Origin of the sequence: Oricola sp., from assembly GCF_022763245.1 — a bacterium.
Taxonomy (GTDB): domain Bacteria; phylum Pseudomonadota; class Alphaproteobacteria; order Rhizobiales; family Rhizobiaceae; genus Oricola.
Map to the genome: position 1 here is coordinate 226,085 of NZ_JALEGV010000005.1, position 21,632 is coordinate 247,716.

20 protein-coding genes and 1 pseudogene are annotated in these 21,632 nt (G+C 62.1%); all 21 read right to left on the reverse strand.

Annotation, left to right across the window (positions count from 1 at the left end; translation table 11 throughout):
* Positions 1 to 49: 49 nt before the first annotated feature.
* Positions 50 to 1,483: an aldehyde dehydrogenase family protein gene (locus MRY80_RS01140; RefSeq protein ID WP_293287056.1), complete on the reverse strand. Its 1,434-nt coding sequence runs from the start codon at positions 1,481 to 1,483 to the stop codon at positions 50 to 52.
* Between the two features lie 53 nt (positions 1,484 to 1,536).
* The gene (gene ugpC / locus MRY80_RS01145; protein WP_293287058.1) at positions 1,537 to 2,610 is read right to left on the reverse strand and encodes a sn-glycerol-3-phosphate ABC transporter ATP-binding protein UgpC; all 1,074 of its coding nucleotides are present in this window, start codon (positions 2,608 to 2,610) and stop codon (positions 1,537 to 1,539) included.
* Positions 2,611 to 2,672: 62 nt separating this feature from the next.
* Positions 2,673 to 3,344, reverse strand: a complete 672-nt coding sequence (locus tag MRY80_RS01150; RefSeq protein WP_293287060.1) for a GntR family transcriptional regulator — start codon at positions 3,342 to 3,344, stop codon at positions 2,673 to 2,675.
* A 38-nt stretch (positions 3,345 to 3,382) separates the two neighbouring features.
* Positions 3,383 to 4,243: a carbohydrate ABC transporter permease gene (locus MRY80_RS01155; RefSeq protein WP_293287062.1), complete on the reverse strand. Its 861-nt coding sequence runs from the start codon at positions 4,241 to 4,243 to the stop codon at positions 3,383 to 3,385.
* A complete protein-coding gene (locus tag MRY80_RS01160) occupies positions 4,240 to 5,166 on the reverse strand; it encodes a sugar ABC transporter permease (RefSeq protein ID WP_293287064.1) in 927 nt (308 codons plus the stop codon). Before MRY80_RS01160 ends, MRY80_RS01155 begins: the two co-directional genes overlap by 4 nt.
* Positions 5,167 to 5,181: 15 nt before the next feature.
* The gene (locus MRY80_RS01165; protein WP_293287066.1) at positions 5,182 to 5,646 is read right to left on the reverse strand and encodes a hypothetical protein; all 465 of its coding nucleotides are present in this window, start codon (positions 5,644 to 5,646) and stop codon (positions 5,182 to 5,184) included.
* Positions 5,647 to 5,653: 7 nt separating this feature from the next.
* Positions 5,654 to 7,252, reverse strand: a complete 1,599-nt coding sequence (locus MRY80_RS01170; RefSeq protein WP_293287068.1) for a GMC family oxidoreductase — start codon at positions 7,250 to 7,252, stop codon at positions 5,654 to 5,656.
* Positions 7,253 to 7,294: 42 nt separating this feature from the next.
* A complete protein-coding gene (locus tag MRY80_RS01175; protein WP_293287070.1) occupies positions 7,295 to 8,521 on the reverse strand; it encodes a mandelate racemase/muconate lactonizing enzyme family protein in 1,227 nt (408 codons plus the stop codon).
* 177 nt (positions 8,522 to 8,698) lie between these two features.
* Positions 8,699 to 9,847: a sugar ABC transporter substrate-binding protein gene (locus MRY80_RS01180; protein WP_293287072.1), complete on the reverse strand. Its 1,149-nt coding sequence runs from the start codon at positions 9,845 to 9,847 to the stop codon at positions 8,699 to 8,701.
* Positions 9,848 to 10,019: 172 nt separating this feature from the next.
* Positions 10,020 to 11,009, reverse strand: coding sequence for an NAD-dependent epimerase/dehydratase family protein (locus MRY80_RS01185; RefSeq protein ID WP_293287074.1), 990 nt, complete (start codon positions 11,007 to 11,009; stop codon positions 10,020 to 10,022).
* 83 nt (positions 11,010 to 11,092) lie between these two features.
* The gene (locus MRY80_RS01190; protein ID WP_293287076.1) at positions 11,093 to 11,857 is read right to left on the reverse strand and encodes a glycosyltransferase family 2 protein; all 765 of its coding nucleotides are present in this window, start codon (positions 11,855 to 11,857) and stop codon (positions 11,093 to 11,095) included.
* Positions 11,858 to 12,052: 195 nt separating this feature from the next.
* A complete protein-coding gene (locus tag MRY80_RS01195) occupies positions 12,053 to 13,015 on the reverse strand; it encodes a GDP-L-fucose synthase (protein ID WP_293287225.1) in 963 nt (320 codons plus the stop codon).
* 387 nt (positions 13,016 to 13,402) lie between these two features.
* Positions 13,403 to 13,777 (reverse strand): annotated as a pseudogene (locus MRY80_RS01200) (glycosyltransferase); the annotation flags it as partial.
* A gap of 3 nt (positions 13,778 to 13,780) precedes the next feature.
* Positions 13,781 to 14,872: a GDP-mannose 4,6-dehydratase gene (gmd, locus tag MRY80_RS01205; RefSeq protein WP_293287078.1), complete on the reverse strand. Its 1,092-nt coding sequence runs from the start codon at positions 14,870 to 14,872 to the stop codon at positions 13,781 to 13,783.
* A gap of 7 nt (positions 14,873 to 14,879) precedes the next feature.
* Positions 14,880 to 15,257 carry a MarR family EPS-associated transcriptional regulator gene (locus MRY80_RS01210; RefSeq protein WP_293287080.1) on the reverse strand — a complete coding sequence of 126 codons (378 nt, stop codon included), beginning with the start codon at positions 15,255 to 15,257 and terminating at the stop codon, positions 14,880 to 14,882.
* 266 nt (positions 15,258 to 15,523) lie between these two features.
* The gene (locus tag MRY80_RS01215; protein WP_293287082.1) at positions 15,524 to 16,546 is read right to left on the reverse strand and encodes an NAD-dependent epimerase; all 1,023 of its coding nucleotides are present in this window, start codon (positions 16,544 to 16,546) and stop codon (positions 15,524 to 15,526) included.
* 34 nt (positions 16,547 to 16,580) lie between these two features.
* Complete coding sequence (locus MRY80_RS01220; protein WP_293287084.1) at positions 16,581 to 17,927, reverse strand: UDP-glucose/GDP-mannose dehydrogenase family protein; 1,347 nt, start codon at positions 17,925 to 17,927, stop codon at positions 16,581 to 16,583.
* Between the two features lie 167 nt (positions 17,928 to 18,094).
* Entirely contained in the window at positions 18,095 to 19,405 is a 1,311-nt protein-coding gene (locus MRY80_RS01225; protein ID WP_293287086.1) for a sugar transferase, read from the reverse strand.
* Between the two features lie 44 nt (positions 19,406 to 19,449).
* Positions 19,450 to 19,965 carry a transcription termination/antitermination NusG family protein gene (locus MRY80_RS01230; protein ID WP_293287088.1) on the reverse strand — a complete coding sequence of 172 codons (516 nt, stop codon included), beginning with the start codon at positions 19,963 to 19,965 and terminating at the stop codon, positions 19,450 to 19,452.
* Between the two features lie 438 nt (positions 19,966 to 20,403).
* The gene (locus tag MRY80_RS01235; protein WP_293287090.1) at positions 20,404 to 20,937 is read right to left on the reverse strand and encodes a hypothetical protein; all 534 of its coding nucleotides are present in this window, start codon (positions 20,935 to 20,937) and stop codon (positions 20,404 to 20,406) included.
* A gap of 329 nt (positions 20,938 to 21,266) precedes the next feature.
* Complete coding sequence (gene uraH, locus MRY80_RS01240) at positions 21,267 to 21,632, reverse strand: hydroxyisourate hydrolase (protein WP_293287092.1); 366 nt, start codon at positions 21,630 to 21,632, stop codon at positions 21,267 to 21,269.

Below are 21,632 nucleotides of genomic sequence, written 5' to 3' on the forward strand. Positions count from 1 at the left end.
TATTGCGAGCCGCCCCGACGATGACCTTCGACGCCACGGCAGGAAGACGTCATCCCCATCCGGACGCGGACTTGACGACCATGAATTCCTCAAGCCCCCACGCGCCGCCTTCTCTGGCGCCGCCCGAATGGCCGACGCCGCCGAAGGGGGATCCCGCGCCGCGCGGCTGTCCGTTCATCTCCACCATGCCCGACTGAAGGCGCCGCGCCATGCGGTTGCGCCGCTCGCCATCGGTGCTCTGCACGTAATTGGTCAGGCCGTAAGGCGTGTCGTTCGCGATCGCGATCGCCTGCTCCTCGTTATCGAAGGGGATGATGGACAGGACCGGCCCGAACACCTCATCGCGCGCGATCGTCATGTCATTGGCGACATCAGCGAACACCGTCGGCTGGACGAAATAGCCACGATTGAAACCCGCGGGACGCCCTGCCCCGCCGGCGACGAGACGCGCGCCCTCCCGCATGCCTGCCTCGATCAGCGACTGCACATGATCATACTGGCGTTGCGAGATCACCGGACCGATATGGTCTCCGGTCTCGCGCGAGGGGCCGACTTCGATGGCGGAGGCCACGCTGCGCGCCTTCTCGACAGCCTTGTCATAGACGGAACGCTCCACCAGCATGCGCGACGGTGCGTTGCAATTCTGGCCGCTGTTGATGAAGCACTGGCGCACGCCGCGCTCGACCGCGCCTTCATCGGCGTCGGCGAAGACGACGTTCGCTCCTTTGCCACCAAGTTCAAGGGCGACGCGCTTGAAGGTGTCGGCCGCTCCCCGCAGCACGCTGGCGCCGGCGCGAGTCGATCCCGTGAAGCTGATCATCGCCACATCCGGATGCTCGACCAGGCGCGCACCAGCGGTCTGACCGTCCCCCTGGATCAGGTTGAAAACGCCGGGAGGGGCGCCGGCGTCGTGAATGATCTGCGCCAGCAGCGCCGACGAGAGCGGCGAGAATTCGGAGGGCTTGAGAACCATCGTGCATCCGGCGAGCAGCGCTGGAATGACCTTGAGCGCGACCTGGCTCATCGGCCAGTTCCAGGGCGTGATCAGGCCGACAACGCCGATGGGTTCCATCAGGATACGATCGTCCGGCGCGTGCGGTCCCAGCGGCCGGGTGAAATCGAAGTGCGCCATGACGTCGAGAAAGACCGACATGTGCCGCAAGGCTGCGGGAGCCTGGCGCGTTCTCGCCAGATCGATCGGCGCGCCCATTTCGGCGGAAATGGCTTGCGCCATGTCTTCCAGCCGCTCCTGATACAGATCCCTGATGCGCTCGATCAGCGCGATGCGCTGAGCCGGGTCGCCCATCGCCCACGCCGGAAACGCCCTGCGCGCGGCGGCAACCGCCGCGTCTACCTCTTCGGCGCTCGCGAGAACGACCGATCCGCTTGGCTGCTCGGACGATGGATCGACCAGGCCATGGCTGAACCCGGATTCTGCCGGCATCCAGCCGCCATCCACATAGTGCTCCCGAAGCTCGTGCACTTCTCAAACTCCCTGTTGTGTTCGTGAACGGTCGCTTTGTGGCATTGGCCTCGTCAGGCGACGTCCTCCATCTCCGCAACTTCGGGCACCGGGGCCGCGTCGAAGAAATGGAGATTTCGCTCATCGAAGGTGAGATGGATCGTTTCGTCGGGCCGGACCGACGTGCGGCCACGCATGATCACACGGATCAGATGTCCGGCAAACCGCGCCGTGATCTGTGTTTCAGACCCGGTCGGCTCCACCACCGAAACCGTCGCCGGCCAACCCGACTGCGCCACGGTCAGGTGTTCCGGCCGGATGCCGATCGTGACCCTCGGACGCCCTTTCCGGTCGCCGACGGGAAGGTTCAGGCGGGTTCCGTCTTGGAGTTGCAGCACCGTCGGCTGGACGAGATCGCCTTCGAGGAAGTTCATCGGCGGCGATCCTATGAAGGCGGCGACGAAGAGGCTTGCCGGATTGTCATAGAGTTCGAGCGGCGGCCCTTCCTGCTCGATGACGCCGCCATTCATGACGACGACGCGGTCGGCGAGCGTCATGGCCTCGATCTGGTCATGCGTCACATAGATGGTCGTCGTCTTCAGACGCTGGTGCAGTTCCTTGATCTCCGATCGCATCTGCACGCGCAGCTTGGCGTCCAGGTTCGACAAGGGTTCGTCGAAGAGAAACACGTTCGGATCACGCACGATCGCCCGCCCCATAGCCACGCGCTGGCGTTGCCCGCCGGAGAGCTGCCGCGGCTTGCGATCCAGCAATGGCTCAAGGCCGAGGATGCGCGCGGCATTGTCGACCCGTTCCGCGATCTCGCTTTTCGCGACACGGCGCTGGCGCAGGGCGAAGCCCATGTTCTCGCGGACATTCTTGTGCGGATAGAGGGCGTAGTTCTGAAACACCATTGCGATGTCGCGATCCTTCGGCGCCACGCCGTTCACCACGCGATCGCCGATGAGGATTTCCCCGCCAGTGATGTCCTCGAGCCCCGCGATCATCCGCAGCAATGTCGACTTGCCGCAACCGGACGGTCCGACGAGCGCGACGAACTCACCGTCCTCGATGTCGATCGACACGCCGTGCAGCACTTCGACAGCACCGTATGACTTGCGAACGTCGCGTATGTGCACGGTTCCCATGCAGTATCCTCCTCGTCATGCCCGCCAGTCGCGAGCGATGGGCGAGCCACGTGGGCGCGCCGCTATTTCTCCACGTCCGGCATCTCGCTGATCACCTTGATCAGGAAGTCGCCGGTATTCTTTTCGTGTTGCTTGGCCAGGACGGCCGCGGCCGCGAAATCGCCCGTCTTCAGCATGTCGCGTATGCTCTTGTGCTCCCGTAGTGCGGCAGCGAGCCGATCGTGCTGCGGTGGAATTCCATGGCGTTGCGCCGACATCAGCCCGTGCATGTTCTCCAGGAGCCGGTGGCACCATGGCGAGCGCGGATTATCGCAAAGCAGCTCGTGAAAATCGTGGTTGAGCTGCGCGACGCGATCATAATCCTTCTCGTCGAGCGCCTCGTCATAGGCGTCGATATTCCGGTCGATCTCGGCAAGCCGCTCCTTGTCGAAAGAGGACGCGCCAAGCTCGATCGCCAATCCGCAGATCAGGCCTCGCAAGGCACTGATCTCGATGATTTGCTCGGTCTTCAGCCCCTGCACGACCGCGCCGATATGGCTCTGAACGTCGAGCCATCCCTCGGATGCGAGACCGCGGATCGCTTCACGGATCGGCGTCTCGCTGATGCCGAGCGCATCGGACACCTCGCGCGTGGTGATCCGGTCTCCGGGACCGACCTCGCCGGTGAGGATCATCGACTGAACGTGGCGGCGCGCGATCTCCGCCTTGGTCATGTAGTTGTTCTTCTTTTCCATCCGCTTCATCCCAGTTCCGAGCGACGTCAGATCCGCGATTATCCCTTAGTCGCCCCTTCCGCCAAACCCTTGATCAGCCATTTCTGGACCATCAGAGCGAAGATCACGACGGGTACGACGGTGATCGTGCCGACGGCGGTGAGAGCGCCCCAATTGGCGCCGTTGACGGTGTCCCCGGCGATGCCGGCAATGGCGACGGGAATGGTGGTTGCGTGCCTGTTCGTCAGGACCAGTGCGAAGAGCAGTTCCTCCCATGCCAGGATCATCGAGAAGATCAGGGTCGACAGCAGGCCCGGAAGGGAAATCGGCACGATAATCTTGAAGAAGGCGCCATATCTCGAGCAGCCGTCGATCATCGCGGATTCTTCCAGTTCGCGCGGCAGCGACAGGAAGAAGCTGCGCATCAGCCACATGACATAAGGGATGAGGAAGGTGCTGTAGGCGAGGATCAGCGTGATGTGCTTGTCCGTCAGGCCGAGCTTGCGCGCCACGAGGAACATCGGCACCGCAAGCGCGATAGGCGGCACGCCGCGAGACAGCAAGATCAGAAGCCCGAAGGTCGCTGCCCCCCGGATCCGGACCCGCGCCAGCGCATAGCCGGCCATCGAGCCGACCACGATCGACAGCAGGCCCGCGCCGGTGGCGACGATCACGGTGTTCGCCAGCCTTCGCATCACGTCGGCGCGCGACATGTACTCGATGTAGGTTTCCAGCGTCGGGGTGAACAGGAAGGTCGGCGGATTGGTGAAGATGTCGACCTGGTTCTTGAAGGAGGTCAGCACCATCCAGTAGACCGGAAACAGGAAGACGACGCTCACAAGGACTCCGGCGATGATGCGGATCCTGTGTCCGAGCTGGCTGCGCACGCGTTGCGGCGCGACGGTTGCGGCGGCGGTCAAAACAGTTCCTCCAGCTTCCGGCTGGCGCGCAGGAAGAGCCCCGTCAGCACCATGGTCAGGATCAGGACGATGACGGCCATGGCCGCCGATTCCGCGAAGCGCAGCGACCGGAACGCTTCTTCGTAGATGAAGAGGTTGACGACGTTTGTCGCCTTGCCCGGGCCGCCATAGGTGGCGGCGAGCACGATGTCGAACATCTTCACCGCGCCCAGCCAGCGGATGACGAAGGTGGCCGCGATGACCGGGACCAGGAGCGGCACCGCAACGGACCAGAGTGTCGACCACCAGTTGCAGCCGTCGATGCGGGCGGCCTCGAAGACGTCCTTGGGCAGGGCGAGCATCGCCGCGGTCGCGATGAGTACGATGAAGGGGGTCCAGCGCCAAGTGTCGATGATGATGACGGCGGCCATAGCGAGGTTCGGATCGCCGAACCAGTCGAGCGGGCCGATGCCGATGAAGCCGAGCCAGTAATTCATCAAGCCCCAGAGCGGGTCGAGGATCATGCGCCACATACCGCCGGCGACGACCGGAGCGACGACCATCGGGATGATGAACAGCGCGCGTATGATGCCGCGTCCCGCCCACTCAGCGTTGATCAGATAGGCGATGCCGAAGCCGACCACGACCTGGATGGGCAGCGCGAAGGCGAGATAGATCATCGTCACCTTCAACGACTCCCAGAACCGGTAGTCGCTCATCACCTCGCGATAATTGTCCCAACCGACCCAGGCGCCTGCGCCGAACGTGGCGATGTCGAAGCGCGAGAAGCTGATGTCGATCGTGTAGAAGATCGGATAGGCAAGCAGCACAAGCAGCAGCACGATCGCGGGCGCCATGAACGACCAGCGCACGAGCAGATCGCCCAATTGCCTTTCCCGCGCGACGCGGACGGAGCCGTTGCCGGACGGTTTTCCGGGTTCCATGTTGCTTCCTCCCACCTAGTCGGCTTGTCTGTATATGCGCCCGCGCGCGCGAACCGGGTCCAGCAGCGCGTAATCGCCCTGCTCCACCTCATAGCCCTGCGGAAAAGGCGGACGAAGCGGCATGCCGATCGCCGCCAGCACCCGGTCGTCGCGATAGTAGCAGCGCGCGGTCAGTGCTTCGATCACGCCTGCGAGTTCAGGATGCCTCGCCCGAAACGTCGACAGTCGCGCGACCTGTTCGTCGCTCGCGAGATCGGACAACCGGCCACCGGCAATGTCATTCACCATGTTCAACGCCTGTTCGAGCATGGGGGCGTCTCTATGGATAGTGGCGATGATGTCGGCGAAGATCGCGGGATCGTCCGCGCCGGGCATGCCGGCTTGAGCGCTGGCCGGGATCATGTGGCCGACGATGCAGGCCAGCGTCTCGCGCTCGGCGTCCGAAAGGGTGAATGTGTCTGCTGTCTGTCGCGGCGTCATCGGAACCTCAATCGAACAGCGTGTAGATGCGGGACTTGATCTGGTCGGCGACGTAGAGGGCGAAGGCCTGGATCGTCGATGTCGGATTCACGCCGCCGGAGGTCACGAAGACGCTTCCGTCGACGATGAACAGGTTCTTCACGTCGTGGCTGCGGCCCCATTCGTTGACGACGGAGCGCTCGGGATCGAGGCCCATGCGCGCGGTGCCCATCAGGTGCCAGCCGGCATAGGGCAAGGGCGCCCTCGTGGTGATGTCATGCGCGCCGGCTTCCTTCAGGATTTCCACGCCGCGGGCGACGGAATGGTCGAGCATCCTGCGGGAATTCTCCGACAGGACATAGTCGATCTTCGGCGCCGGGATCCCGTCGGCGTCGGCCAATTCGGGATCCAGCGTCACGGTGTTGGTTTCCTCGGGCAGGTCCTCGCAGATCGAGACCATGCCCGCGCTGTGGCCGAACACCTTGCGGAAGGCGGCGTGATGGCCTTCGCCCCATGGGATCAGGCCGTCGGCCATTCCGGTCATCGCGGTGCGCGCCGGCCCGATCCCCCGGGAGAACTGGTAGCTGTAGCCGCGCAGGAAGTCGCGCGCCTCGTCCGTCTCGTAGAACTGCATGCTCCAGGCGCAGATCGGCGGACCGCGATGGCCGTCGAGCGGCGCGTCGAAATGCCCGCGAATCTGCGCATAGGGATGCAGCATGAGGTTCCGGCCCACCAATCCGCTCGAATTGGCCAGGCCGCCGGGGGAGCGCCCCGAGGCGGAATTGAGCAGCAGGCGCGGCGTGCCGATCCCGTTGCCGGCCATGATCACGATCTCGGCCGGCTGAAAGCGCTCCACGCCGTCCTCGTCGAAATAGACGGCGCCCGTGGCCATGCCGCTGTCGTCGGTCTCGATGCGGCTGACACGGCAATTGGTGCGCAGTTCGACGCGGGCGCGCATCGCTTCCTGCCAATAGGTCACGTCGGTGCTGGCCTTGGCGCCTTGAGCGCATCCGGCGCCGCACAGACCCAGATTGATGCAGGGCGCCCTGCCCTCATATGTCTCGGTGGCGATGGCCGCATCGGACGGCCACCAATGCCATCCGAGCCGGTTCATCGCCGCGCCCAGCGTCTCGCCGGTCTTTCCGAGCGGGATGGGTGGCATCACCGCCTCCTTGGGCGGATAGGCCGGATCGCCCGCAAGGCCCGACACGCCGCTCATGCGGTCGTTCAGCGCATAGAAGGGTTCCAGCGTGCGATAGTCGATCGGCCAGTCATCGGCGACGCCATCGAGGCTGCGCACACGGAAATCCGACGGAAGCAGGCGCGGAAAATGCGCCGCGTAGAAGACGGTGCCGCCGCCGACGCCGTTGTAATTGGCGATCTTGATCGGCGAGTTGTCGTCATTGATCGGATAGTCGGCCCTGGACCCGCGCCTGTTGGGACTGAGCGCATAGTCCTCCAGCATCCGTGCTTCCCAATCCCGGCCATTGGCGGGAAAATCGGTCGATTTCGGCCAATCCCCCTGCTCCAGACAGAGAATGCGCATCCTGGTGTCGGCAAGACTCCAGGCGACCGCGGCGCCAGAGGCGCCGGCGCCGATGATGAGAACGTCGACAGGTTCGCTCATGAGAGTGTGACCAGATGCGGCATGGGTTGCGCTTGTTCGATCCTAAACCGAAAGCCGGGGAATGGGCGTCCGTTTCGGCATGTCGACTTCCGGCAAGGGCGGATGCTTGGCAAGTGCGGCCTCGATCGGCTCGGTGCCCCAGCCCGGACGGTCCGGAACGGTGAGATGACCGTCCTTGATGTCGGGCGCATGGGTGAAAATCTCGCTGTCCCACGCGATCCGGTCGATATCGGTTTCCATGATGCGCATGTTCGGCACGACCGCGCTGAAATGGGCGTTCATCATCGTGCACAAATGACCATAGAAATTGTGGCTGGCGACATTGATCTCGTGCGCCTCGGCGGCAGCCGCGATCTTCAGCGATTGCCAAACGCCATTCCACGGCGTGTCGATGATCGCAACGTCGATCGCCTGTTCCCGGAAGAAGGGCAGGAACTGCTGGAGCCCGATCAATGTCTCGCACGAGGAAATCGGATGACGGCTCTGCGACCGGATGTAGGCCAGCGCCTTCGGATCGAGCGTGTCGATCTCGACCCAGAACAAGTCCAGATCCTCGACCTCGCGGAGCATGTTGAGGTAGCCCTCGGTCTTTCCGTTGAAATTGAGGTCGAGCAGGATATCGACGTCCGGCCCGGCTTCCTCGCGCATGATCTGCAGATGCTTGCGGAGGTCCCGGCGCGTCTTGCGTTCCACGTTGCGGCCGGGTTCGTGCGGCCGGCTGAAGCCCGGCGACCACCCCTCGATCCGCCCTTCGGCGTCATAGTGGAAGATGTTGGTCTTCAACGCGGTGAAGCCTCGCTCGCCGACTTCGCGGGCGATCTGCCGAACGCCGCTCTCATCGACGATGCCCGGCGTGAAATGCTGGGTGCGGGTGCGGTAGGAGACGCAATGCGACCAGTAGACCCTGATCCTGTCGCGAACCTTGCCGCCGAGCAGCACATGGCACGGAACGTCGAGGGCCTTGGCCTTGACGTCGAGCAGCGCGTTTTCGATCGCACCGAGCGCCTGGCCGATGACCCCGCCGGACCCCGGCCGGGTCACATTGCGCAGATCTTCGCGGATATGCTCGTGCTGCATGGCGCTCTGGCCGATGAGGCGATGCGACAGCTCGTTGATGATGAAGGACACGCCCGGCGAGCCGAAATTCTCGTCGAATTCGCTCCAGCCGACGATGCCATCCTCGGTGGTGATCTTGAGGAAGTAATAGTTGCGCCAGGAGTTGCTGCAAGACAGCGTCTTGACCTCACTCACAATTGCTTTCGACGACATCGCGTTCCCAATCCTGTCCGGCCAGGCAAAAGCCGGCCACTCTGCGCGATGCGCCAGGCATCGCCGCGGTTTCGCACCGGTGTCGGCGCAGTCAATTTCTTCTTGAGACAATCCCGGCCGCTCGGTCCGGTGGGACATGGGCGCTTGCGCCCATGTCCGGATGGATCGATGCCCGCGCTACTTCAGGGCGCGCTCGATCTTCTTGGCGGCGACACCCAGCGCCTCGTCCGGCGAAGCCTGGCCGGCCAGACCGCGCGCGATCTCGTCGGCGAGGATCTGCTGGGCAGCGTCGGATTTCGGGCTGCGAATGCGCCACATATGCCCCTCGCCCGCCACTTCGTAGGCGTTCTGCAGGGTCTCGTAGACCGGTCCGAGCCAAGGCTCGGCAGGCTCGCCGCTCAAAGTGGACTTGCGTGCCGGGAAGGACCCGACGAGCGAGGCGTTGATGCTCTCGCCTTCCTTGGACGTCAGCCATTGCAGGAAGGCCCAGGAGGCGTTCAGCTCGTCGGTCTTGCTGCTGATGCCGGCGATCCAGATGCCACGGTGCGCGCCCGCCTGGACATCACCGACCGGCAGGACCTGGATGCCGACCTCGTCGACCGTCAGGGTCGTCGACTTCGGATCGACGGCCGTCGACTTGTAGACGCTGCCCCAGTTGAACATGTTGGCGACAAGGCCCTGACGGAACGCCTGCAGCGATTCCGAGAAGCCATGCCCCAGCGCGCCGGGCGGTGCGTAGTCCAGCATGCGCTTGTGGGTTTCGAGCGACTTCGCGCCGATCTCGTTGGCGAAGGCCGGCACGCCGCTGTCGTCGAGCAGGCTGCCGCCATTCGCATTGAGGATCGACTGCCAGATGGTGGGCGTCAGAGGCTCGCGAACGAAATAGGTGTCGATCGCCCAGACGTCGTCCTTGCCGTCGCCGTCCGTGTCACGAACGAGCTTCTCGGCATCGCTGAAGAACTCGTCCCAGGTCTGCGCCGGGGTCGGCTCGGGCAGGCCCGCCTGTTCGTAGAGCGTGCGGTTGTAGAAGCGCAGCAGCATGTTGGAGCGAACCGGCACCGCATACTGCACGCCCTGCCACTCGCCGGCCGCGAGCGGCGCGGCGTTGAAGTCGGCCCAGTCATAGCCCTCGTCCGTGATCGCCGAGACTTCCGGCCCCTTCAGGTCCACCAGCGCGCCGATGCCGGCGAGCTGCGGAACCCAGGGATCGTCGACGAGCAGAACGTCATATTCCGGGTCCGGGCTGGTGGCGTCGAGCATCATCTTCGCCAGCAGCTCGGTGTAGGGAACGCCGTCGAAGACGACATTGACGTTCGGGTAAGGCAAGTCATCACGGTGAACAGCGAGCAAGGCAGCACATCGGATTTTTGCCTCCTCGTCATTCGCGCCGTCACGAACCGCCGCCTCATATTCGTCCAGGACATCAAATAACAGCGCATCGAATGTTTCCCACTTCATGAGGGAGCACCTAAAATATACTGATATTCATGACTGTATATTATTTGTCACATGATAACAAATTGTGACGTTTTTTGATTTCTTGGTTAATCCATTTATATGTAAGTTCCATACCCTGCCGCAAAGATCGTGTTGGCCGCCAACCGAGTTCTGATTCTATAAGCCGATTGTCAGAATTTCGACCGCGGACACCCTGTGGGCCGGGAATGTTATTCACACCGATATTTTTTCCGGAGATCTCAATCACCATCCTGGCGAGATCATTGATGGTGATCATCTCATCAGATCCAACGTTGACCGGCCCTTCGAAAGAGGAGCGCATCAATCGGGTCGTTCCCTCGAGACACTCGTCTATATAGAGAAATGATCGGGTTTGCAGGCCATCGCCCCACACTTCTATCTCGGACCCCTCTTCGGCCATCGCGACCTTTCTACAAAGAGCCGCAGGCGCTTTCTCCTTTCCGCCCTCCCAGGTTCCCGCTGGCCCAAAGATATTGTGATAGCGGGCTACTCTGCACTCCATCCCATAGTTGCGATTGTAACTCAAATACAATCTTTCCGAGAACAACTTCTCCCAGCCATACTCACTGTCAGGGTTGGCGGGATACGCGCTGTCCTCTGCGCAATTTGGATTTTCGGGATCAAGCTGATTGAATTCCGGATACATGCAGGCTGAAGATGAATAAAAAACGCGCCTGATATTTCTCTTGTGGCAGGCGTCGAGGACATTTAGATTGATAGTCGCTGAATTGTGCATGATTTGTGCATCGTTTTCGCCAGTAAAGATGTATCCGGCCCCGCCCATATCCGCCGCCAGTTGGTAAACCTCATCAAAACGGCGGTCGACGATCGATTTAACAAAATCCATGTCGCGCAGGTCGCCAATCGCGAAGTCGTCCGCGGCCGTTTGTTCGTGTTCGTTGAACTTGAGATCGACTCCTCGGACCCAGAACCCTTCACGTTTGAGTCGTTGCACAAGGTGGCCGCCGATGAATCCACCGGCGCCGCAGACGAGAGCGGTCTTGGTCATGTTGTAACCTCAGAAATAGATGTTTCAGTAGTGTGTAGTGATCGGACTTTGCCAAACACGCGCGCGACAAAGGCGTGCTCGCGTTATTGGCCCGAGCCGGCTGGGCGCTTCAAGAACTGATCCAGTTTTCGAAGATTCTTAGACGCGAGCGTCCTGAGCCCGCCAATTTCATGGCGACGGATGGCTATCAGATCCTGACGGCTTTTCTCGATAAGCTGTTTTACGGAGCCATTGCTGGCTCCGCCAACCCGCATCTTTATTAGCACCTCAGGAATGTAGGCGAGGCGAATTTCATGCTTGTAAAGCCATCGCATCATTGCCTCATAGTCTGCAGAGATAAAGAGCTCGGTATCGTAAAGACCATATCGCTCAAAGACCTCGCGCTTGAGATAAAGCGTCGGATGGGGAGGCATCCAGCCATTTCGTAATTTGGATCGCGTGTAGGTTCCCGATGACCAGTGGCGGATCACTTTTCGTTCGCTACTGGCTGAGACGTACTGAAGGTCGCCATATACGCCATCTACGTCCTGCGTCGTCATGACATCTGCGACACGCTTGAGAACATCATCGTCCGCAAAAAAATCGTCGGAGTGCATGAGACCGACAACATTCCCGCGGCATCGAGCGATGCCCTTGTTGATGGCATCGTAAATCCCGCCATCGGGCGCGCTTTCTATTCGTGTTTTCTCGTTCGCAACGGATTCGATTATCTCGAGCGTTCCATCAGTTGAGCCGCCATCCTGTATGACATGTTCGTAGTCGCGATAGCTCTGCCGCTGAACGCTCTCCAAAGCGTCCTTAATGACGTTGGCACGATTGAAAACCACCGTTACGACCGAGATCATCATTTTTTTGCAACCAAATTCATCAGTTCACTAGTGCTCGGCGGACGAGCGATCAGATGCCGCGTTCGCCGGTATTTGCAAATTGCAGCAGATGGGCAACACCCCCAAACGCCCGATAACGCAAACTCTTTTCCTCTTGTTCGCAAGCGGCAAGCCGCTGTCCGGAGATTTCGCAGGCGACAATCGAGCCAAGACATTTCACCCGACAGCACGAACACCCTCATGCGGCTCCAACAACCACTCATAGGTGCTCGCCAGCCCCTCGTCCAAGCCAATGCGGTGCTGCCAGCCCATCTTGTGCAGCTTCGTTACGTCCGACAGCTTCCTTGGTGTGCCATCCGGCTTCGTCGCGTCGAACTCAAGCGTGCCGCCGAACCCGACCGTCTCGCAGATTGCTTCGGCTAACTCCCGGATCGAAACTTCTTCGCCCGTTCCACAATTGACGTGCATTTCGCCGGAGTAGTGCAGCATCAGGAACACCAGCGCGTCGGCGAGGTCATCGACATGCATGAATTCGCGCAGTGGCGTGCCGGTGCCCCAGACCGTCATGGATTTCGCGCCCGACAGCTTCGCCTCATGCGCTTTGCGCATCAGCGCCGGCAGGACGTGGCTTGTCTCCAGGTCGAAATTGTCGCCGGGGCCGTAGAGATTGGTCGGCTGGGCGGCGATGAAATCGCTGCCGTGCTGTTTGCGATAGGCCTGGCAGAGCTTGATGCCGGCGATCTTGGCGATGGCGTACCACTCGTTGGTGGGCTCCAGCGGGCCAGTTAGCAGCGCGCTCTCGGGGATCGGCTGGGGCGCCAGCTTCGGATAGATGCAGGTGGAGCCGAGGAGCAGCAGCTTTTCCACGCCGACGGCGTGCGCGGCATGGATGACATTCGCCTCGATCATCAGGTTGTCGTAGAGAAAATCCGCCGGAAACCGGTCATTGGCAGCGATCCCGCCGACCTTGGCGGCGGCCAGGAAGACGGCCTGCGGCTTTTCCGCCTGCATCCAGCGATTGACGGCGGCCTGGTCGCGCAGATCGACATCGCCGCGACCGACCGTCAGCAACTCCACATTCTCGCGTTCCAGCCGGCGCGTCAGGGCGGAACCGACCATGCCGCGATGGCCGGCGACGAAGACGCGCTTGCCGCCCAGATCATAAAGCATGCCGGTCATGCCTCGGCCCTTGCGCCGACGCCGATGAACTGGCGCGATTTTGCGCGCCGGCTTGGCGACCAGCGCATAATCGACGATGCCCGCGTTCAGCCAGCGCCGCCGGGCGCGCAGCGCCTCCAGATTGTGTGCCACATGCGACCCCAGGCCGGCCGTGCTCTTGCCGCCCTGCTGCATGTCGATCAGCACATGGTCGATATGGCCGACCGAATGGTCGTGCAATTCCACCGCGCGCAGCATCCAGTCATAGTCGGAAGCGGTCTTCAGCGTCAGATCGAAGGGCCCGACGCTCTCGGCGACGGCACGGCGGACATAGAAGGTGGGATGCGCCGGCATCCAGCCGGTGCGAAAGCCCCTGCCCGGCTTCGCGTCGGCGCGCCAGCGGCGCACGGGGCGTTTCGAGATGTGATCCTCGACGAAATCGAGATGGCCGTGGACGATGTCCGACGCCTCCAGAGCGTCCGCGATCCGCGAGAGCGCCGACGCGTCATGATAGGTGTCGTCGGAATTCAACACGCCGACCGCGTCTCCGGCAAAGAGCCCGAGCCCCTTGTTGAGGGCGTCATACATGCCGTCATCCGGTTCGCTGACGATCCTGATGCTTTCGCTTCCGAAGGTCCGGACAATGTCGACCGTCTCGTCGCGCGAGGCGCCGTCGATCAGGATCATCTCCTTGTCGGCATGATCCTGCGCCAGGAAGCTCTCGACCGTATGAGCGATCGTCGCGGCCGAATTGTAGGACACCGTCAGGACGGAAATCTTCATCGTTCACTCGGCCGCGTGGCGGCCAAGCTCCTCGTCGAGGCGACGCCATTCGGCTTCGCGCTTCACCGCGTCGATGTCGGCCTCGACCATCTCCCGGACCATCTCATCGAGCGAGGTCGTCGCCTCCCATCCAAGCGCCTGCTTCGCCTTGGAAGGGTCACCGAGCAAAAGATCGACTTCGGTCGGCCGGAAATAGCGCGGGTCGACCGAGACCAGCACCTTGCCCGTCCTGGCACAGACGCCGGTTTCGTCCACGCCCTTGCCGCTCCAGTCGAGCGTCACGCCCACTTCTGCAAAGGCCGCCTCCACGAAGGCACGCACGGTCGTCTTCCTGCCGGTCGCCAGCACGTAGTCGTCGGGCACGTCCTGTTGCAGCATGCGCCACATGCCCTCGACATAGTCTCGCGCATGGCCCCAGTCGCGCTCGGCGTCGAGATTGCCGAGATAGAGCCGCTCCTGAAGCCTCAGCGAGATCGACGCTGCGGCGCGGGTGATCTTGCGGGTCACGAAGGTTTCGCCGCGCAGCGGGCTCTCGTGGTTGAACAGAATGCCGTTGGAGGCGTGCAGACCGTAGGCCTCGCGGTAATTCACCGTGATCCAGTAGGCATAGAGCTTGGCGGCGGCATAGGGCGACCGCGGATAGAAGGGCGTCGTCTCGCTTTGCGGCACGGCCTGCACCTTGCCGTAGAGCTCGGAGGTCGAGGCCTGGTAGAAACGCGTCTTGTCCTTCAGGCCGAGCAGGCGGATCGCCTCCAGCAGGCGCAACGTGCCGAGCGCGTCGGCATTGGCGGTGTATTCCGCCGTCTCGAAGCTGACCTGCACATGCGACTGGGCGGCAAGATTGTAGATCTCGTCGGGCTGCACTTCCTGGACGATGCGGATGAGATTGGTCGCGTCGGTCAGATCGCCATAATGCAGCGATAGGCGCACGTCGCGCTCATGCGGGTCCTGGTAGAGATGGTCGATCCGGCCAGTGTTGAAGGAGGACGACCGGCGCTTGATGCCATGGACGTGATAGCCCTTGTCGAGCAGCAGCTCCGCCAGATAGGCCCCGTCCTGGCCCGTGATCCCGGTAATCAGCGCTGTCTTCGTCATCGGCTGCCTAGTCTCTTATCTTGAGGTCCAACAGGATGTCGGCATCGTCCTGATGCTCGTCCCGCAGCGCCTCGATCTCCGCCTTCAGCGCCTCGAATTCACGCAGTTTCCGCTTCAGGAACCGCGCCGTCAGCGCGGCCTTTTCCGAGGCACCCTTCGGGGTCAGCAGGTAAGCATAGCGCAGCTTGTTGTCGGCGGCACGGAAGTTCTTGACCTTCACGTGCCCCTTTTCCGCCAGCGCATTCAGGCAGAAATTCACCGCGCCGAGGCTGACGCCCAGCGCCTGGGCAATGTCGCGCTGCGAATATTCCGGATTGTCCTGCAGGAGCCGCAGGACACGGAAGCGTACGTCTTCGCGCTGATCTTGGATCCGGCTCGCCGTCACGAGGAAAGCAAGCCCGTCAGAAAGCCAAAGCTACCGCAGCGAGGGTCACTTCGTGGACCGCCCGGGAGTGCGTTTCCGGCAAATGTCGCGACAGTCAATCATGCCTGTTCACGCATGAACGCTTACCCGTTCTTCCCGCAGATACAACCCCTGATTATTGGGGGTGTTCGTTTTCGGGGTCATGGAGAGTGTGCCAGAAGAGACCCGGGCAAGCCTTCGACGAGCAACAGATAGCGGCCAAATGTGACAGCCGCGCGACCCGCGGCCTACAGGCCGTGATATCCGCGGTACCAGTCGACGAAGCGGGCGACGCCCTGCCTGACGGACACTTTTGGCGTGTAGCCCACGGCGCTCTTCAGGCTCGACACGTCCGCCCAGGTGGCATGGGTGTCGCCCGGCTGCGGCGGCAGCATGACACGCTGAGCGGGCCGGCCGATCGCCTCTTCCAGCGCACCCACGAAATCCATAAGCTGAACCGGCGTCGAATTGCCGATATTGTAGATGCGGAACGGCGCCTGTGAAGTCGCGGGATCGGGCGCGTCGCCCGACCAGTCGGGGTCCGGCTCGGCCGGCTGGTCGCTGGCCGCCACGATGCCGCTGACGATGTCGTCGATGAAGGTGAAATCGCGGCTGTGATCGCCGTTGTTGTAGAGTTCGATCGGTTCGCCGGCGAAGATCGCCCTGGCGAATTTCATCGGCGCCATGTCCGGTCGCCCCCAGGGACCGTAGACGGTGAAGAAGCGCAGCCCGGTGGTCGGGAGGCGGAAGAGATGGCTGTAGGAATGGGCCATCAACTCGTTGGAACGCTTGGTCGCGGCGTAGAGCTGCAGCGGATGGCCGACGCAATGATGCTCGCTATAGGGCATCTGCGTGTTCGCGCCATAGACCGACGAAGTGGAGGCGTAGGTCAGATGCGCGACACCGCTGTGGCGGCACGCCTCCAGCATGTTGGCGAAACCGACGACATTCGTCTGGACGTAGCTCATCGGATTCTCGAGCGAATACCTCACCCCCGCCTGGGCGGCCAGATGGATGACCCGGTCCGGTGCGTGCTCGGCAAAGCAGGCGTTCACCAGCGCCGTATCGACGATGTCGCCCCGGATGAATCCGTAGCCGGCATTGGTGGAGCGAGCGACCTTGTCGAGCTCGGCTAGCCGCGCTTCCTTCAGCGCTTGATCGTAATAGTCGTTGACGGAATCGATGCCGACAACCGTGTCGCCGCGTTCCAGCAGGCGCCTGGCGACGTGGAAACCGATGAAGCCGGCCGTGCCGGTGACGAGGATCTTCATCGGGTCGCGACCCGTTGCAAACGCAGAGACACTGTCACTCGGCTGCCTGGCTCGCCGCGTCGGCCAACCAGCCAGTGGATGCGCGGCCGACGCCTTCATAGGCAAATCCGGCGCTCTCGACCTGGCTCGCATCGTAAATGTTGCGCAGATCGACGAGGACCGCTTCGGCCATCGTTCCGCGCAGGCGCGCAAAATCGAGCGAGCGGAAGGCGTCCCATTCGGTGACGATCACCAGGGCGTGGCACCCCTCCGCCACCTCGTAAGTGTCGGCGCAGAACGCCACGTCCTTCAACAACGGCGCAGCCTGCTCCATGCCTTCCGGATCATAGGCGCGAATGTTGGCGCCATGGTCCTGCAGCGCCTGGATGATGCTGAGCGACGGCGCCTCGCGCATGTCGTCCGTGTTGGGCTTGAACGTCAGGCCCAGAACGCCGATTGTCTTGCCGCGGACGGCGCCGCCGCATGCACGCACCACCTTGCGCGCCATGGCACGCTTCCGCTGGTCGTTGATGGCGACGGTGGTCTCGATCAGGCGCATCGGGCTTTCGGCGTCCTGCGCCGTCTTGACCAGCGCCAGCGTGTCCTTCGGGAAGCACGAGCCGCCGTAGCCAGGACCGGCATGCAGGAATTTCGGGCCGATGCGGCCGTCCATGCCGATGCCGCGCGCCACGTCCTGCACATTCGCGCCGACGCGCTCGCACAGATCGGCGATCTCGTTGATGAAGGTCACCTTCATCGCCAGGAAGGCGTTGCCCGCATATTTGGTCAGTTCCGCGGTGCGGCGTTCCATGAACAGCACCGGCGCGGCGTTGAGGAAGAGCGGGCGATAGAGCTCCTGCATGACCGCCTTGGCACGCTCTTCGGTCGTGCCGATGACGATCCGGTCCGGCCGCTTGAAATCGTCGATCGCCGACCCTTCGCGCAGGAATTCCGGATTGGAGACGACGGCGAAATCCGCCTCGGGATTTTCCCGCCGGATGATCCGCTCGACCTCGTCGCCGGTGCCGACCGGAACCGTCGATTTCGTCACGACGACGGTGAAGCCCGACATGGCGTTGGCGATCTCGCGGGCGGCCTGTTCGACATAGGACAGGTCCGCATAGCCGTCGCCGCGGCGCGAGGGTGTGCCGACGGCGATGAACACGACATCCGCATCGGCCACGGCGGAAGCCAGATCGCCGCTGAAGCGCAACCGGCCCTGCCTGGCATTGGCCGCCACAAGCGTGTCGAGACCCGGTTCGTAGATCGGAATGCGGCCGGCGCTCAACGCCTCCAGCTTGGCCGGATCGTGATCGATGCAGGTCACCGCGTGGCCGAAATCGGCAAAACAGGCGCCTGAAACAAGGCCGACATAGCCGGCGCCGATCATCGTGACTTTCATGGTCGTTCCTCGCACTTTCCGAGCGTGCCGCGCACCCGCGCGGCAACCGTCAAAACGCAATCCTGCTTATGAACGCCCCGAGGCCTGCCCGCAACAGTTCGATGGCCGGCCCGAAACGCGTCTCATCGACGCTCCCCGCAAACCGAGACCAATCGACGAGCTGTCGCCTATTTGGAGCCTTGACCTCTGAACATGGTCTCGATCGTGCGCATGAAGATCAGCACGTCGAGCCAGGGCGACAGGTACTTGATGTAGAAGAAGTCGAATTGCAGCTTTTCCAGCACGTCGCCGGATTCCACCACATGGCCCTGATTGACCTGCGCCCAACCGGAAATGCCGGGCCTGACGACGTGGCGGTACCGGTAGAAGGGCAGTTCTTCTTCGTACCATTGGGAGAGCGGCACCGCCTCGGGACGCGGACCGATCCAGCTCATCTCGCCCTTCAGGATGTTGAGGATCTGCGGCAACTCGTCGATGCGGTATTTGCGCAGGAAGCGGCCGACCGGCGTGATCCGCTGGTCGTCATTCTTGGTCTTGGCCGCCTCGCGGTCGCTCGCATCCGTCGGCCCGTCCGCCATCGTGCGGAACTTGTAGACAGTGAACTCCTCGCCGCGATAGCCGATGCGCGACTGGCAGAAGAAGATCGGGCCGTCGGAGGTCATCTTGATGATCGGGCCGACGATGGCGACGATCAGGCCGAAGAACGGCAAGGCGATCAGCGCGGCGGTCCAGTCGATGACCTGCTTGGCGTTGATATAGAGCATGTTCGGCAGGAGCGACCCGAAGGTGTTTTCCGACAGATGTTCGATCTGGACGCGACCGGTCAGCGATTCCGCCACCTGCTTGGTGTGATAGACGGGAATGCCCGCCAGGGTGGTGTCGGCGAGATATTTTTCCCACTCGTCGCACAGGTCCGACCGCAAGTCGGCAACGACACCGCCGACATAGGGCAGTTCCTGCGACGGGTCGGAAAGCCGGATCCAGTTCACGTTGCCCAACGCCATCAAGGCGTCGGCGTTGCCCCCCGGCACGACGGCAAGCTTGGGCGCGATGAAGCGTTCGTTGACCAGCTGGATGAACGTGAACCAGACGAGCGAGAACCCGTAGCTCGTCAGCAGGACGAAGCGGCTGTAATCGAAGCGGAAGACCAGGAGAACGGCGGCAAGGGCTGCAAACGGCATACTCACCGTCACGAAGGTGTAGATGCCCGTCTGCACGCCTGGAAAATTGTAGAGGCGGCGGAGCAGGACGAAGGTGGCCAGCACCGCCAGACCGGATCCGAGCGTCGCATAGAAGATCGTGTCGGGTACGCGGCCATTCGGCCAATACTGGCCACGCAACATGACCGGAACGATGACACAGAACAGCAGCGCCATCGGAAGCTGGAAACGGATGCGCGTGACGAAGCGGGGCACGGACGACGTGCGGTCGCGCGCCGTTTCCGACCTGGCATTGTGCAGCGAAAACGCGACGTTCATCGGTCTTTCTCTCGCCGTTGCATCGGGTTGCGCATAGGCCTAGCTCACGCCGGAATGAGGTTGTCTTGCGACGTCTTGACCGCGATTGACGAAACGAAACGCATCAGCACCTCGACCCGCCCCCTGTCGTCCATGGAGATCAGTTCGCCGACCTGTTTGGCAAACGGGCCTGACATCAGTGTGACGGTGTCACCGACCTTCAGTTGCGGCGCATAGCTGACGAAACCCTCCGCGTCGGAGAAACCCTGAAGCGACTCCACGAAGCCCTTGGGCAACGCGATGGGGCGTTCGTCCTGCATCAAAATGAATTTGACGCCCATCGTTCCGTTGATGGACTGCCAGCGCACAGTATCGACGCACATGCGCACGAAGACATAGCCCGGAAACAGCGGCGCGGTCTTCGTGATCAGCTTGCGGGCATGGCGGATCGTCGCCTTGCGCTTCGGCAGGAAGACCTCGAAAGACTGGTTCTCGAGTTGCTGGGCGGCCAGAGCCTCGCGTGCCGGTCGCGTCGCGACGACATACCAACGAGCATCTGTTTTTCCTGTTTCGAACGGCATATGCCCCACAACCAAACGTCGCCAACCGGAAATATCAAATTTCTAACCGATGCCCTGTCGGTCAGTACCACACGCATGCACACAAATGGAATTCAAGGACACGCCTCTCATCCAATCAAAACCAAAAGACCGTCAATTCTAAGGCGTTCAAATCTCTGTGATGAATTCTGAAACAGCCTAAATATGCCTATACCGGAATGTATTTCGCGACCGAATAGGCGATCGACACTTCCCTCCCCGCAGACATTTCCGGACCGTTTCTGCTCGATTCAGGCGAAAAAAGACTACCGGCCCGTAAAGATCAACCGCAACATCTTGCCGTGCGCATGAGATCACCCCAAAGGCAAGCATCTAGGCTCCGAGTCACAGACTCGAACCCCGTAAAATTCGTACTCTTGAAGCCTATGGAGAAGCGGAACCTTGCAGACCCTGCAAGACTCAGTTGCTCGACGCGCTGTCGCCACCACTCAGCCCGAACGCGATCCCGGCGATGCCGGCAATCCCGCCAAGAGCGAGAAGGGCAGCCGCGCCCGATCCGCCTCCGGCAGAACCAGCGCCCGCGGCGGCTGCAGTGCCGGAATCAGGGGCCGGCGCCGGTGCAGGCTCAACACGGGTCAGCATGGCACAGAGCTTTTCGCTCGTGGCGAACAGGGCCAGTTCCGAACTTGCGCCCATATTCACCTTGCAACCGGTCCCGCCGGCGCTGGAAGAGGCGAAAATGCTGATCTTTGCAGAGGCGTTGGCGCCCGTCAGGACTTGCGACCCGAGAAACAGGGGCTGGCCTTCCTTGGCCTGGGCCAGACCGTCCTCGACCGAGGCGAGAACCTGGCCCGATCCGGCATCGATCCGGCCGATCGCTTCGGTCACATCGCCGAGAGGTACGGTGCAGGTGCAGGACACATCCTGAGCTGCGACGGGAACAGTCACCGTCGCAAGGAAGGAGAGTGCAAGGGCTGCCTTGAATATTCTCATTGATCGAAGCCTCGGACCTTGGCTTGGCACATGAACACCATATTGATCGTTAACATCATGACAAACCGTGAATCAATCCGAAAGGATTGCCATTTCTTGCCATTACTCGATGCAAGTGCACACTATTGAAGAAGTGTGACATGCACGCAACGAGCGTTCCGTGCGCCGAAACGCCACATGCAGCGATCTTGATGTGTTTTTGTTTGTACATGCCGCAGCGCGAAACCACAATGGCAGACGCGTCAATGGCTTGCCCTGATCCAGACGTTTCAGCCGCCGCTGCAATCAAGAATTGTAACAACCGCCGCCATACGCCGTTTCGCACGCGATCAGCTTCCCCGGTAGGTGGAATAGCTCCAGGGCGTGACGAGCAGGGGCACGTGATAGCCGGCCTGCGGGTCCGAAATGGCGAATCGGAGCGGCACGACATCCAGGAAGGGCGGGTCGGATTGCTCGGGCTCGCCTTTTTCCGTGAAATAGACGGACACCTCGAAATGCAGTTCGTAGACGCCCTTCTCCATCTCGTCGGGCCCGAGCAGCAACTCGTCGGTGCGCCCGTCCGCATTGGTGATGGCCTGTTTGACCAGATCGAGCTTCCCGCTGCCGGGCGGCGCCTTGTAGAGGGTCAGCCGCATGCCCTGTGCGGGCTTGCCGGTGGCCGTGTCGAGGACGTGGGTGGAGAGTTTTCCGGGCAT